Below are 13,955 nucleotides of genomic sequence, written 5' to 3' on the forward strand. Positions count from 1 at the left end.
TCATCCACGTTGGCTCGCAGGTTGATTACTGCGGCGGCCGCTCGTGGTAGGCGACGTGCGTCTGGGGAAACATGCCTCGCGATTGACGGTAGAGCAAACGCAACCGTTTATTTTTCGCCAACCGGCAAGGCTTGCCAGAAACACCGCGACCGAGCGTATCCTGCTGTCGGGCAGCGACTTGCTGTTAGAATGAACAGGCGAAATCCCGTGTTTACTTTTGGCAACACCAGCGCCACGTATAACGATTGTGCTGGCTGTTGCGGTTTGTGAGTAACGTACGGCGCACGATGGTCGACTCTGCGAAAATACTACCGATCGCTGCGATACTGCTGCCGGCCATGATTGTTGGCGGCGTTTTGGTTCGCGCGCGCGCCTACGTTCGTGGCACGACGCTGGCCGCGCCTTGCGTTTGGGCGTGGGTGGCCTTGCTCTCTGTCGCCGGAGTCGAGCTGCTGGCGGCGATCACTGCAACCGAGGGTCCGCCGCGTTGGCTCAACGCGGCCCGGTGCCTGGCCGCCCTGGCGACATTCTGTCCCGTAATGGCGGTGCTGGGGGCCAAGCGTCCGCAAGATCGGGCCTGGCAAATCATTGTCGCTTCACTGTGGGGCGTCTTGTCGCTCCCCGCGCTACAGGATCTGCTCTACCACTACGGACAACCCGTCGCGCTCGATCCGGCCTGGCGTGGGTTCCTGACGATCCTGGTCGCGGTCGGATGGGTAAACTATTTACCGACGCGTTTCTGGCCATCGAGCATCTTGTTCGGCTTGGCGCAAGTGGTGCTGATGACAGATTACTTGCCGATTGCACTGCCCATCTATGCAAGCGCTCGCGTGCCGGCGGCGTTGACGCTGGCGGCGCTGGCAGGTCTGCTGCCGATCCTTGGTTGGCCGGGACAACGCCCTGCAGCAGATTCACTGGACGGACTGTGGCGCGATTTTCGCAACGCCTATGGCATGCTGTGGGGTGTGCGCATTCGGGATCGCGCCAGCGGCGGCGCAGCGGCCCCCTCCGCAGGTGCGTCTGCCGATCGCAGCGCCGAGGAGCGTACGTTCGTGGCGCACTTGCAGCGATTTGTCTCGCGCGAATGGATTGCGGCGAGGTCGCAGCAATAGATGCTGCTCGTGCCAAACGTCGAGATCTCTTTCCAAAGTACGTTCCTGGTATTGATCGCGCCCCGCGGCGCCTGCTGTTCCTTCCCTCCGAGTGATGCGCCGCTTACAGTGACCGCATGGAACGAGACGCGACAAATCCCGCCGCCAGCGAAACGATCTACACGTCCCAGCAGCGGGTGGCGGCGCTAAACCGTCTCTTGGAGGTGACGCGCCGATTAGCCGCCGAGATCAACCTGGACAAGATTCTGGGGGTCATCGGAGCCGAGGCCTGCCAGGCGCTGGCTTGCGAACGAGCCACGGTCTACCAGTACAACGAGCAAACGGGCGACCTCGTGACGCTTGCCGCTACGGATTTGGAGATCGCCGAAATTCGGCATCCGCTCGATCAGGGAATCTCGGGCTACGCCGCGCGCGAGCGGACGCTGGTCAATGTGCCCGATCCCTCGGCCGATCCACGCTGGAACTCGCAGGTCGATCGTCAAACCGGCTATCACACCCGCAGCATCCTGGCGGCGCCGCTCGTATCGCCGCACGACGATGCCCTGCTCGGCGTGCTGGAGTTGTTGAACAACATCGGTGGGCCATTCGACACCTTCGACGAGGAATTGATCGTAGCATTTGCCGCGCATGCTTCGGTCGCGCTCGATCGCGCGCGACTTGTCGAGCGGTCACGGCGCAACCAGGCCGTGGAAGCATCGTTGCAGATCGCCCGCGACATACAGCGCGGCTTCATGCCGGGCCAGTTGGCGGACATCGCCGGCTACGACGTCGCCACGTGGTGGTTTCCTCAACAGGCCGTGGGAGGAGACTATTGCGACGTGCTGCCGCTACGCGGCGGCGATACGGGCTTGATCATTGCCGATGTCAGCGGCCACGGTCTGGGGCCAAGCCTGCTGATGGCATCGACACGGGCTGCGCTGCGCGCCCTGTTGCTCGATCACTCGTCCCCCGAGGTGCTGCTGCGGCTGCTGGCCGAGTCGTTGGCCAGCGACCTGGTCGACGGTCATTTCATCACTATGGTCGTGGCGGTGCTCGACCCCGTGACGCATACGTTGTCTTATGCCAACGCAGGGCACGCGCCGGCGCTACACTACATGCGCAGTGCAGACTGCTTTGTACCGCTCAAGGCAACAGGCCTGCCTATGGGAGTTGCCGACAAGCCGGACTTTCCCGCGGCGCCGCCCCTGCGACTGGCCGCGGGAGATATGGTGGTGCTCTGCACCGATGGCATCGTCGAGGCAATGGATGCCGAGGATCGTCCGTTCGGTCTCGCGCGGCTGGAGCAAGTCGTGCGCGAACATGCCGAAGAACCGATGGCAGAACTCGTGCGCCACGTCGGCGAGCAAGTCGAGCAGTTCTACGTGGGGGACCATCCGGCAGATGATCTCACGATACTCGTCGCGCGCCGCAATCCGTAACGACGCGTTAGCGAGTCATCGTCGGATCGGAGGGCAAGCCAGTGCCCAGCGCGTTGGTCGCTGGTGTCGCAGGCATCGCCGTACCCGGTGCCGAGGAATACGCCTCGTCATACCCGGCAGGATGAACGCCAGAACCGGTTGCCCCGTATCCGCTCGGCACACTGCCGCCTTGCGAAGTGGGCACATAGTCCGACGTGCCGCCAGGGCGGTACGGAGCACTCGCCGAGGGCGCGGTCGAAGACGCGGGGGTCGTCGGATAAGCCGATCCCTGGTACGCACCCGCACCAGCAGCCGCCGGCGTCGTGGCGGCTGGATAAGACGAGCTAGCGGCCGGGCTGGTGTAGCCATTCGAGGCCGGGGCCGAACTGCCGTAGGGCGAGTACCGGCTATCGGCAGTCTGTGCGACAGGGCTACCGCTGGCGGTGCCCGCGTACGGAGCGGTATCGCTAGGCGGCGGGCTCGTCCCTGTCGGGGGCGCCCAACTCTGCGTGGCGCCCGTGGCTGGTGGCGTCCATGCCTGTGCGGCGCCACTGGCCGGATAGCTCGAAGCAGTCTGCGGATAAGCGCCCGTGGCTGCGGGCTGTCCATAGGCACCGGCCGCCGGAGCTCCATAGGCGGCGGGCGTCGCCGGGGCACCGTAAGCACCTGCCCCGGCAGTAGCAGTGCTGTTGTATAAGCCTTCTTGAGGAGCCGCAGCCGCGGCACCGGTGCTTGGATAACCGGCCGCTGGCGTAGTGCCCGCTCCCGCCAAGTTACCAGCACCCGCGCCATAGGTCGAAGCTGTTCCATAAGCGGACGGGCTGCCTGGATAGGCAGTTGCCGCGGCGCCGGCCGCTTCAGGATACAAACCCGCACCGGTCGTCGCGGCGGACGCCTGAGGCGCGTAGTTGTTGCCTACGTTGTACGCAGGTGTTTGTGTGGAGGGCATGGCAACGCCACCAGCAGCGTTGCCCGTATAACTTCCGGGTGTCGCGGCGGCGCCCGGCACGGCGGCGCTACCAGGATAGGCCTGCGAAACGGCCGGATCTTTTTTAGCCCACGGCCAAGTGGCGCCGCTTTGGCAACCTGTCAACGCCACGGCCACAAGGCTGAGGATTACTGCTTGCGCGACCGGAAAATACATGGCTCGCTCGCCCTGTTACTTGAGATATGGCAGGGAACCCATCGGCCGTCCGGCTTCCGTGCCGCGCCGCTGGACCACTGTTGTCCCTGAGATTTGACAGATGTGCTCAATCGAGTGAATCGAGCGCAAGCCCAACCCGCTAGATTGTCATAGAGACAGTATCGGACGACGGCACCGCTTCTCTCGATTCAATCGCGCAAACAAGCACGATTGACAGAGAGCACGCCACGGGCGCAACCGGGCGGGGATTATAGAGGCCCGCGACGGCACGTCAACGGCAATATCCGCCGGTACCTGCGCGGTAGCGATGTTCCGCTAGCAGTCGGAAGCACACGCGGCTGACGCGCATCACGTTGTGCAACGCGCCGTGGTGCTGTTAACGGACTAGCGTTTGGCAGACTAGCGTTTGGCGGCCGCGTAGCGTTCGGCAACGGCCGGCCAATTAACCACGTTCCAAAATGCGGCGGCATAGTCGGGCCGGCGATTTTGGTACTTCAGGTAGTACGCGTGCTCCCACACGTCCAAGCCCAGGACGGGCGTGTTGCCGTGCATCAGCGGGCTGTCTTGATTAGGTGTGCTCTCGACCAGGAGCTTGCCCCCGGGACCTACGCTGAGCCAAGCCCAACCGCTGCCGAAGCGTGTGGCCGCGGCATTGGCAAAGGCCTCTTTGAAGGGATCAAAACCACCCAGGTCGGCCTTGATGGCATCGGCCAACGCGCCCGACGGTTGGCCGCCAGCATGTGGCGCCATGATGGTCCAGAACAAAGAATGGTTGGCGTGGCCGCCACCGTTATTGCGGACCACGGTGCGAATGTTTTCCGGAACCTTGTCGATCGCCGCCACCAGCGCCTCGATGGACTGGTTGCCCAACTCCGTTCCCTGAATCGCGTTATTCAGATTCGTCACGTACGCGGCATGATGCTTGTCGTGATGGATCTCCATCGTCCGCGCGTCGATATGGGGCTCTAAGGCGTCAAAGGCGTACGGGAGGTTGGGTACGGTATAAGCCATGGCTGGTATCTCCAAAGCGAGCGATTGCGCTCAGTAATCTTGCTTCCGCGCGCAGCATACCCGATCGCGCAGCCGCTGGCAATCAGCCGCAAGATGGGGCTTTTCGACGCCGTCCAGCCGCCGGCTCGCACCGGATCGAGTGCGAAGCCAGGTGCGCATTTGTGTGCCGCCGAGGGCTTATCCCACCGTGCAAATCCGCGATCAATTCGTGACCGTGATGCAGACAAATCGCGGCAAGCATCGACGCTGTAACGCGCGCGTCGTTCGTTGGCAGCACACTTATTGCTCGGGCCGCGGGCGCGCTTACTTCTTCGCCCGCCACGGATTGAGCAGGTTTCTCGCCCGTCGCAATACGCCCCCTTCGCTGATGGGATCGACCGCCATCAAGTAGGCGCGCAGGCTGATCAATAGCTGCCGCGCGCGCTCGTCGACAGTTCGCTGCCTGCGCTCGCGGGATTTTTCTGGCCGAATCACGACCTTGATCAACGTTCGCAAAAACACGTCGTGCTTGCGGCCGTCGGGCGTTTCGTGCTTGTCGCGCTCCTCGCGGAACTCGAGTTCCATCGTGAAGCGCGTCGGACGTTCCGACGTCGAAAGAAAGGGTCGAGCCGGCGGTCCGCACGTCACGGCCAGCACGACGCGGGTATCCTTCAGATCGATGACCGTAGCATGATGGTCCGCGATAAACCCGCGCAGTTTTTCCACGCTGACGTTTAGCGGAACATGGCTGGCCATCTGCTGCTCGATCAGTGCTTCGCCGGCCGTAAACTTGCACTTCACGCGAACCAGCGGCTTGTCGGCCGTTTCCTGGCCGGAACCCAATTGCACGACCTTGTTGCGGCCCTCCTCTTTGGCCACCAACAGGGCGCGATCGGCACGGCGCAGCATCGTGTCGGGCGTATCGCCGGGTTGCATCTCGGTCACGCCGAAACTGGCCGTGACTTTCTTGCCACCCATGGATTCGTGTTGCGTGCGGGCAAACGCCGTGCGCAACTGGTCGGCACGGCGAAAGACGGTCGCACTATCGCAATCCGCGCAGAGCATGACGAATTCTTCGCCCCCATAGCGCGCCACGAGATCGCCTGAACGGCAGGATCCCTTCAGCACGGCCGCAAAGGCGCGGATAACTTCGTCGCCGGCCTGGTGACCGTAAACATCGTTGACTTGCTTGAATAAATCGATGTCGGTGATGATCAGGCTGCAGGACTTTTTACTTTCAGTATGCGAGGTGACGAATACGTCGAACAAGTGATCGAATTCGGCGCGGTTGGCCAGCTGCGTCAAAGGATCGCGGGTAGCGATGTCTCGTAGATTCTGACAGTGCTCCTGCAAACTGGCCTCGTGCGAGGCATCGTGCAACAACACCACCAGTCCCTGCGGCGTGCCATCTTCGGACATCACGGGCGAGGCCTGGGCCTTGACGCTGATGATGTGCCCTTCGGCATTTCGCAAATTGACTCGCCCCGCCCAGGCCGTGCGCGTCGTCAGGGCATAGGCCATGGGGCATTGCTCGTCATGGATCACGCAGCCGTTTTCGTTGCGCAAATGCAACAGTGTCGGCGTCCAATTTCGCAGGTAGGCGCTCTCGGCCGACAGCCCGGTAAGTCGCTCTGCCCCGGGATTCCAGCGGATGACGCGCAGCGCGGCGTCCAGAAAGATCGTCGCGTCGTCCATCTGTTCGACTAGCCGCTCTTGGAACAGAGGCAATTGGTACAACTGCGGCGACGGCGCCTCGCCATCATTCAACTTCCATATCGCGTTGACTTCCTTCGGATCGAGCTGCTGCAGCCAACGGCGCGGCACCAGTTCCAATAACTTCGACTCGTTGCTGTCGTGCAACTCGCAAAACGATTTTACGAGCCGCGGATCAAACTGCCGACCGGACCATTGGTACAGCTCTTGAAACGCCCGCTCGCGCGACAGGGCAGGCCGGTAGATCTGCTCGGACGTCATTGAATCGAACGCATCCACGATGGCCACGATCCGCGACCCCAAAGGAATGTTCTCGCCAATGATCCCTTGCCCGCGTTTGCTGCCGTCGAACCAGGCGGGCGTGTACAGCAGGATGTCCTGCAAAGTCTTCGATGCGCAGCAGCTGCGCAGAATCTCGAGCCCGACCAGCCAATGGCCGTCGATCACCGCCACTTCCTGCGCGAACAGCGGTCCCGGCTTATTGAGAATTGCCTCGGGCACCCCGATCTTGCCGACGTCGTGCAACAGTGCCGCGACTTCGATCTCGTCACGTCGCTCGGGCGGTAACCCGATGCGATGCACCCAGGCCGAGCATGTCAGTGCCACCCGCAGACAATGCATGGCCGTGGGTTCGTGCTTCCACTTGAGCGCCGTGTACAAGCTGCTGGCCAGACCCAGCCGCACCTGGATCAGTGCGTTCTCTTGTGTGGTCGTTAGTTTGAGCGGCGCATTCCGCGCCCCGTGCGGCGTCTCTTCGAGATCGGAAAGCAACTTCGAAAGCTCGCCGAGCCGTTCGATGTTGGCCACGCCCACGGCGCCGCTATCGACCGTCGGCGCACCCGGCTGAATCTGAGGGGAAGGGTCCATCGCAAGTATCCAGAACAAGGCGCGTGATCTCTCGACCGGCGGACGCGATCGAACTGCTTTCGCCCCACGGCGCCCCGACGCGTCCGCCACTGGAAAAAATAGGTCGCGACGCACCCGGTTGCTGGCCAATCTTGGCCCGCACGACAAGAAGCGAGGCGACGGCCGACGGCGTCGCGCCGGGTGAAAGGGTTCGAGGGATTGTGCCAACGGCGACCGGCAATGCGAGGGGCATTGCACCACCCCCGGTTGCTCCGGCCCACCGGCCTCGGGCGCGCACGCGCGGCGCTTGCGAAACGTTGTCCAGCGACTTAATGTGATGCCTTCGTGATTGTCGGATCAAGGCGGCGTCTGTTGCTCTGCTGCGCCGCGCAGCCGCGCCACCCCAGAAACACAAGCGAGGTCGACGTGAGGCTGATAACTTTCCAGGGTCCGCTCGGGCCGCGTGTGGGGGCCGTGCGCGATGGCCGTTACGTGGACCTGGAGCGCGTCGATCCCACGCTCCCCCGTTCGATCAAGGAATTTCTGGCCGGCGGTGACGAAATGCTGCGCCGGGCCGCCAAAGCGCAAACGTTTGGCGAGACGATCGATCCGCGCACAGTGCAGCTTTTGGCGCCCGTACCTGATCCGCAAAAGGTGATCTGCGTGGGGCTGAACTATGCCGATCACGCGCGGGAAAGTGGCGTCGAGCCGCCGCCCGAGCCGGTGATCTTCAACAAGTTTGCCACCGCGGTGGCCGCTCACGAGAGCACGGTTCTCTTGCCGCCAGAAAGTCAGGAAGTCGATTACGAAGCCGAGTTGGTCGTCGTCATGGGCCGTCGCGCACGGCGCGTCTCGGTGGCAGACGCCGCGCAGTACATCGGCGGGTATTGCGTCGGAAACGATGTTTCGGCGCGCGATTGGCAAATCGGCAAGCCGGGCAAGCAATGGCTGCTGGGAAAAACGTTCGACGGGTTTGCGCCGTTTGGCCCGGCGCTAGTCACGCCTGACGAAATCGGCGATCCCGGCCAATTGCGCATTCAATGCCGGGTGAACGGTCAGGTGCTACAGGATTCGAATACGAACCAACTCATCTTTTCCGTGCCGCAAGTCGTGGCTTACGTGTCGCAGGTCTGCACACTGCTACCCGGTGATGTCATCTTTACAGGAACTCCGCCGGGCGTCGGCTTCGCCCGTACGCCTCCCATCTTTTTGAAGCCGGGTGACGTCGCCGAGGTCGAGATCGATCGTGTCGGGCTGCTGCGCAACACATTCGCCGCGGATGCCAAGAGCTAAGACACTGTGCCGACCGCAAGATCGATCGCGGTTGGTGCCCGATCGTGGCGAGCTTCAGCACGCGTCGAGATGTGCCCCAGGATTCTGCTCGGCAGGGGGCATCCTTAACAGCGCCTGTTTCCAATCTCGCGCGCTGGGAAGGTGCAGCGAGAAGCTGGTCTCTTCTTGCACGGTCTCTTCGGCTTCCTGGCTACCGCGCGTGCGCCAGGCGCGCAACGCGGACCACAGCTTCATGTGCCACGAGGGGTGCGGAGCCGGGTCGAGCTGTTGCCAACGGAACGAGTCTATGAAACGACCCGCACCATGCACAAACCGTTCGGGAACCGGAGATCGGCACGCCACCAGGAACAAGCTGCGTGGAAAGTCGACGTCTCCCTGCCAGCCCACGATGGCGCCGTCGAGATTGGCCGTCAGCCGTTCGAGACCCAGCGGCGTGAGTACACGCGATAATCCCTCCTGCGGCCGGGCATCGCCAATGTCGGCCGTGACCAGTAGCAGGCCGCCGGGCTCTAACAGTGGCAAGACGTACCGCAACAGCTCGGCCGTCTCGTCGAAGCGCTTGACCAGATCCAGGCACAACAAGGTGCGCAGCGAGCCACGCTCGATCAACACGCTGGGGATCAGCAGCTCGCAATCGCCGAAGCGCGTGGCGGGCACACGACAGTCGAGCGCCACCTTGCCGGCAAACTGGCGACGCATCCAATGACGCGCCTCGGCGCTCGAATGGTCGGTGGCGACGTTCGCGACCGGCCCCTCAAGGTCGAGCGTGGCGGCAGCGGCCGTCAGGAATTGTTGCACGCAATCGCGCATAGCGCCTCTCCGGTTTTTTCTGGGCGAGGGAAATTAGCGAAGCGTGGGCAGACGGTCAATCCGAATGCGATTGCGCCAGCATTGCTAGCGGTGCAGCACTGTTAACACGAGTGATGGCGTCGCTGAAAAACGTCCCGGTGCCAACACGTGCGGCGCGTTTCTTTGAAAGTGCAGAGCAAGGTGCCGGCGCGCCGAAAGTCACAATGGGCTCGTCGCGCTGCGGCGCCTGCTGGCATGTCTCGCGCTGTTTCCCTTCCGTTCGCGGCCGTCGACCTGCCGGAACTGCCCGCCGGCCCCCCCAGTGCCCAGCTGCGGCTGCCAACACCCAACCGACCACCTCACGCCCCCAGCGATTTATATGGTTCAGTTTTTTCGTTCCCGACAAGGCGATGATCGACGACGACGCGTAGTGGCCGACGAAGGGACCGGCGCCGCCGGCACGCCGGTCGCCAAGTCGACCGCCGCCAATCGATCGTCCGCGCGACGTTATCCGGCCGAGTCGCTGCGCGAACATCAACCGCGATTGATCGATTTCATTCCGCAGAAACTGCCCAAGCTGATTCTGCTGCTCGCGCTTGGGCTAACGGTCATCGCCGGGATCGAAGCCGCCTATGCCACCAATGCCTTGCGCGTCGCCGAACATCATTTGCCGACGTTCGATCTGACGGCCGAGGGGAGCCTGAACAACTGGTTCACATCCTTGACACTGGATCTGGCCGCCGTGGTGGCCCTGGTGGTGTATTCGCTGCGCCGCCATCGGCTGGACGACTATCACGGCCACTACCGCATCTGGTTGTGGGTGGCCGCTTGCTGGCTGTGGCTGTCAGTCGACGAAGCCGCCAGCCTTCACGAGAGCGTGCAAACGACGCTGCGCGAATTCGCCGGACAGTCATTGCGCGAAACCGAAATGATCTGGGTCGGTTTCTACGCCTTGGTCGTCGGCGGGATCACATTGCGGCTGGTCTTCGAGCTGCGGAGCTGTATCTCGTCGCTCGTGGCCCTGACGATCTCCGGCGTAACATTTGCCACGGCGCTGGCCGCGCACTTCGGCTTCTTGCCTCCCAATGTGGCCGAATATGGCGTTCTGATCGAAGAAGGCTGCGAGATGGGGGGGAGTCTGCTGCTGCTGTTTTCGATGTGCCTCTATGCCCGCCACGTGATTCTCGATTCGCAAGGGCTGGTGGCCGCGAAGCCGGCCAAGGCGCCCAAGGAAGCCAAGGCCGAAGCAGCCGCCGGACGCCGCAGCCTGTGGGGCCGCAAAGAAAAGGTCGATCAGCCCCACGCCTCGGTACGCCCCTCGTCGAAGCGCAGCGACCTGGATTCGGTCGAAGCCAAGGCGCACAACGACAACGAGGATGAAGACGACGAGGACGAGGATGGCGAAGGGAACGCCGACAGCGGCCACGACGTCCATAATCTGTCGAAGTCCGAGCGCAAGGCCCTTCGCCGCCAGCAAGAGAAGCAGCGCAAGACGCGGCTGGGCTAGTGGCGGGCCGCCGTCACCCAAACGCTCGTCGAGACTGCTTCTCGGGCATTCGCTCCCCCTTGGACATCGGCGGGGCTCGCGGGTCTAATCGGTCTCGGCCGTCGGCCCGTTGCCCCCGCCCTGACAGTCTGAGGGAACTCGATCCGTGAAAGTGCGCACCCGCTTTGCTCCCAGCCCGACCGGTTACCTGCACATTGGCGGTGTACGGACGGCGCTGTTCAACTGGCTCTTTACGCGCCGCCACGGTGGGCAGTTCTTGCTGCGGATCGACGATACCGACCAGCAGCGCAATGTCGAGGCGGCGCTGGCGCCCATTTTGCACGGTTTCAAATGGCTGGGCATCGACTGGGACGAAGGGCCCGACATCGGCGGCCCGCACGCTCCCTACTATCAGTCACAGCGACTGGCGCACTATCAGACGGCCGTCGATCGGTTGCTGACCACCGGGCATGCTTACCACGACTACGCCCGGCCCGAGGAAATTGCCGCCGAGCGCGAGGCGGCCGAGCGCGAGAAACGCGCCTTCCTCTATAGCCGAACGTGGATGGCGGAATCGGCCAGCGACCGCGTCCGCTTCGAGAACGAACGTCGCTCAGCCGTGGTGCGATTGAAGATGCCCCGCGCGGGCACGCTCGTGATCGACGATCAGATCCGCGGCCAAGTCGAGTTCGAATGGGCCCGCGAGCAGGATCACGTCATTCAGCGCACCGACGGCACCTGCCTGTACCACCTGGCCAGCGTGGTCGACGATCACGACTTCGATATCACGCACGTGATCCGCGCCGAAGAGCACCTGTCGAACACGCCGCGGCAGATTTTCATTCTCGAATCGCTCGGCTACCCGCGTCCCGTGTATGCGCATCTGCCGTATGTGGCCGAACCCGGTAGCAAAACCAAGCTCAGCAAGCGCAAGCTCGACAAGTATCTGAAGAATCGCGACTTTGCCCAGATCAACGAGCACGGTCGGGCGATCGCGGCCACCTTGGGACTGACCACGGCCGCCGAAACGTTCAATCCCGTGATCGTCGATTTCTACGAGCAGGTGGGCTACCTGCCCGACGCGATCGTCAATTACCTGGTGCTGTTAGGCTGGTCTCTCGACGAGCGGACCGAGTTCTTCACGCGGCAGCAGATGATCGACAATTTTTCGCTGGAGCGCGTCAACAAAGCCCCGGCCAGCTTCGACCCGAAAAAGCTGTGGTCCTTTCAGGATCACTACATGCAGGAGCTTTCGGTCGACGAGAAGCTCGACATGACGCTTCCTTATCTCGAGCGTGCCGGCGTGATCGCGACGCCCGCCACGGCCGAAAGTCGGGCGAAGCTGCGGCAAGTGATCGAAGCCGCCGGTGACCGCATCAAGGTAGCCGGCGACATTCTCGATTTTGAAGATTTCTTTCGCCCCGACGATCAGCTTGACTACGATGAGGCGGGTTTCGAAAAGCAACTGCGCGACGAAGAGACCGCGGCCCGGCTCGATCGCTTTCGCGCGCGCTTGGCAGCTGCCCCGGCATTCGACCCGGCCGCGCTCGAGACTTTATTACAAGCGTTCGTCAGCGAAGAAGAAATTGGCGTCGGTCGGATCATTCATGCGATTCGCCTTGCGGCGACTGGCAAGACTGTGGGCTTCGGGCTGTTCGAAACACTGGCCATCCTAGGGCGCGAGGCATCGATTGCACGGATTGATCGGGCGCTGGCTCGGCGCGGCAAAACGAGCTAGGGGCATCGGCTTCGCATTGTTTCGGGCAGCAATGCTCAATAGCCAAGGGCGCGAGGTTATCCATGCATGGCAAAATCCCGTCGAGCGCTGCTGCAAGTTACTGGCTAGCCATGTTGATGCTGTTCGCACCTTTGGCAACAGTAGCCGGCGCCGGTGAGGCCTGGATCAAGAAGACCGATCTGTTTCGGGCTGGCGACGGCGTTTACAAGCTGTATCACATCCCGGGCATCGTGGTAACGAAGAGCGGCACAGTGCTGGCCTGGGCCGAGGCGCGCCGCGGACGCGGAGATTGGAACGGGATAGATATTCTGCTGCGGCGCTCGACGGACGAAGGAGCGACCTGGTCCGAACCAGTGAAGATGCCGCAGGTTTCCGGTCCGAAGACGAAGAATCCAGTAGCGCTGGAATTGAAGAACGTCAAAGCGACGGACGTCACCTACAACAATCCCGTCTTCATTGCCGATCGCGACGGCACAGTGACGTTTCTGTTCTGTCTGGAGTATTGCCGCTGCTTCGCATCGCGCAGCCAGGACGACGGCCGCACATGGAGCCAACCGGTCGAGATCACGTCGGTGTTCGAGACGTTTCGCAAGGACTACCCTTGGCAGGTCATCGCCACGGGACCGGATCATGGTATCCAGCTCGCCAGCGGACGATTGCTGGTGCCGATTTGGATGTCGACCGGCACGGGCGGAAACGCGCATCGCCCGTCGGTCGTGGCAACTATATACAGCGATGATCATGGTCGCACCTGGCAGGCTGGCGCGATCGCGGTCCCCTGTACGGATCAGTGGGTGAATCCAAACGAAACGACGGCTGCCGAGTTGGCCGATGGACGCGTGATGCTGAATGTGCGCAACGAATCGCCACGACATCGGCGACTGATTACCACCAGTCGCGACGGGGCCACGCAATGGAGCACGCCGCGCTTTGACGACGCGCTCGTCGAGCCGATTTGCATGGGAAGTCTCGTGCGACTGTCGACCGAGCAGAGCGACGGCCGCGACCGCCTGTTGTTCGTCAATCCGGCGAATCTGTCGCGGGCCGACGGCAAGGAAACAGCCGGCGGCAGCCGTGATCGCCGCAACCTGACCGTGCGACTAAGCTACGACGAAGGAGAATCCTGGCCGGTCGCCAAAACCTTGGACGAAGGTTGGAGCACCTACAGCGACCTGGCCGTCACGCTTGAGGGCACCATCCTGTGCTTCTATGGCCGTGGCGAGAAGAGCGACTTCGCTGGCGATCGGTTGACGCTTGCCCGCTTCAATCTCCAGTGGCTGAGCGGCGGAAAAGACAATCTGACTCCACCACCGAAGGTCCCGTCGTCCGCCACCAAGTGACATGCCGTGACACGGCCCCGTCAGCGTGCGACGCATTGCGCGCATGCAAACCCAAGGCCACCTATCGGCCCCTCTTGGTGTGCTCTGTGACCTACGTGGCAAATCCT

The 13,955-nt window shown here is 62.7% G+C and carries 10 protein-coding genes; 6 read left to right on the top strand and 4 right to left on the bottom strand.

Annotated elements, in window-relative coordinates; genetic code table 11:
- Positions 1–287 precede the first annotated feature (287 nt).
- Both VGG64_08695 and VGG64_08700 read left to right on the top strand, forming a co-directional pair.
- A complete protein-coding gene (locus VGG64_08695) occupies positions 288–1,112 on the top strand; it encodes a hypothetical protein (GenBank protein ID HEY1599666.1) in 825 nt (274 codons plus the stop codon).
- 116 nt (positions 1,113–1,228) lie between these two features.
- Entirely contained in the window at positions 1,229–2,530 is a 1,302-nt protein-coding gene (locus tag VGG64_08700; protein ID HEY1599667.1) for a GAF domain-containing SpoIIE family protein phosphatase, read from the top strand.
- A gap of 7 nt (positions 2,531–2,537) precedes the next feature.
- Here VGG64_08700 and VGG64_08705 read toward each other — a convergent pair whose 3' ends face one another.
- The 3 genes from VGG64_08705 to VGG64_08715 form a co-directional block, all read right to left on the bottom strand.
- The gene (locus tag VGG64_08705; protein ID HEY1599668.1) at positions 2,538–3,653 is read right to left on the bottom strand and encodes a hypothetical protein; all 1,116 of its coding nucleotides are present in this window, start codon (positions 3,651–3,653) and stop codon (positions 2,538–2,540) included.
- 399 nt (positions 3,654–4,052) lie between these two features.
- Positions 4,053–4,664, bottom strand: coding sequence for a superoxide dismutase (locus tag VGG64_08710; protein HEY1599669.1), 612 nt, complete (start codon positions 4,662–4,664; stop codon positions 4,053–4,055).
- Between the two features lie 303 nt (positions 4,665–4,967).
- Positions 4,968–7,223, bottom strand: coding sequence for a diguanylate cyclase (locus VGG64_08715; protein HEY1599670.1), 2,256 nt, complete (start codon positions 7,221–7,223; stop codon positions 4,968–4,970).
- A 405-nt stretch (positions 7,224–7,628) separates the two neighbouring features.
- Here VGG64_08715 and VGG64_08720 point away from each other — a divergent pair, with 405 nt between their 5' ends.
- Positions 7,629–8,495, top strand: a complete 867-nt coding sequence (locus VGG64_08720) for a fumarylacetoacetate hydrolase family protein (protein HEY1599671.1) — start codon at positions 7,629–7,631, stop codon at positions 8,493–8,495.
- A gap of 54 nt (positions 8,496–8,549) precedes the next feature.
- On the opposite strand, the gene VGG64_08725 is transcribed toward VGG64_08720, so the two are convergent.
- A complete protein-coding gene (locus VGG64_08725) occupies positions 8,550–9,305 on the bottom strand; it encodes a hypothetical protein (GenBank protein ID HEY1599672.1) in 756 nt (251 codons plus the stop codon).
- 358 nt (positions 9,306–9,663) lie between these two features.
- On the opposite strand from VGG64_08725, the gene VGG64_08730 reads away from it, so the two are divergent.
- The 3 genes from VGG64_08730 to VGG64_08740 all read left to right on the top strand — a co-directional run bounded on the left by VGG64_08730 (position 9,664) and on the right by VGG64_08740 (position 13,848).
- A complete protein-coding gene (locus tag VGG64_08730) occupies positions 9,664–10,791 on the top strand; it encodes a hypothetical protein (GenBank protein HEY1599673.1) in 1,128 nt (375 codons plus the stop codon).
- 145 nt (positions 10,792–10,936) lie between these two features.
- Complete coding sequence (gene gltX, locus VGG64_08735; protein ID HEY1599674.1) at positions 10,937–12,508, top strand: glutamate--tRNA ligase; 1,572 nt, start codon at positions 10,937–10,939, stop codon at positions 12,506–12,508.
- A gap of 62 nt (positions 12,509–12,570) precedes the next feature.
- Complete coding sequence (locus VGG64_08740; protein ID HEY1599675.1) at positions 12,571–13,848, top strand: sialidase family protein; 1,278 nt, start codon at positions 12,571–12,573, stop codon at positions 13,846–13,848.
- Positions 13,849–13,955 lie beyond the last annotated feature (107 nt).

This window comes from Pirellulales bacterium (genome assembly GCA_036490175.1).
Taxonomy (GTDB): Bacteria; Planctomycetota; Planctomycetia; order Pirellulales; family JACPPG01; genus JACPPG01.

Coding starts and splice junctions, on each gene's coding strand:
- VGG64_08695 (HEY1599666.1), top strand. CDS start 288: ATGGTCGACTCTGCGAAAATACTACCGATCGCTGCGATACTGCTGCCG.
- VGG64_08700 (HEY1599667.1), top strand. CDS start 1,229: ATGGAACGAGACGCGACAAATCCCGCCGCCAGCGAAACGATCTACACG.
- VGG64_08705 (HEY1599668.1), bottom strand. CDS start 3,653: ATGTATTTTCCGGTCGCGCAAGCAGTAATCCTCAGCCTTGTGGCCGTG.
- VGG64_08710 (HEY1599669.1), bottom strand. CDS start 4,664: ATGGCTTATACCGTACCCAACCTCCCGTACGCCTTTGACGCCTTAGAG.
- VGG64_08715 (HEY1599670.1), bottom strand. CDS start 7,223: ATGGACCCTTCCCCTCAGATTCAGCCGGGTGCGCCGACGGTCGATAGC.
- VGG64_08725 (HEY1599672.1), bottom strand. CDS start 9,305: ATGCGCGATTGCGTGCAACAATTCCTGACGGCCGCTGCCGCCACGCTC.
- VGG64_08730 (HEY1599673.1), top strand. CDS start 9,664: ATGGTTCAGTTTTTTCGTTCCCGACAAGGCGATGATCGACGACGACGC.
- VGG64_08740 (HEY1599675.1), top strand. CDS start 12,571: ATGCATGGCAAAATCCCGTCGAGCGCTGCTGCAAGTTACTGGCTAGCC.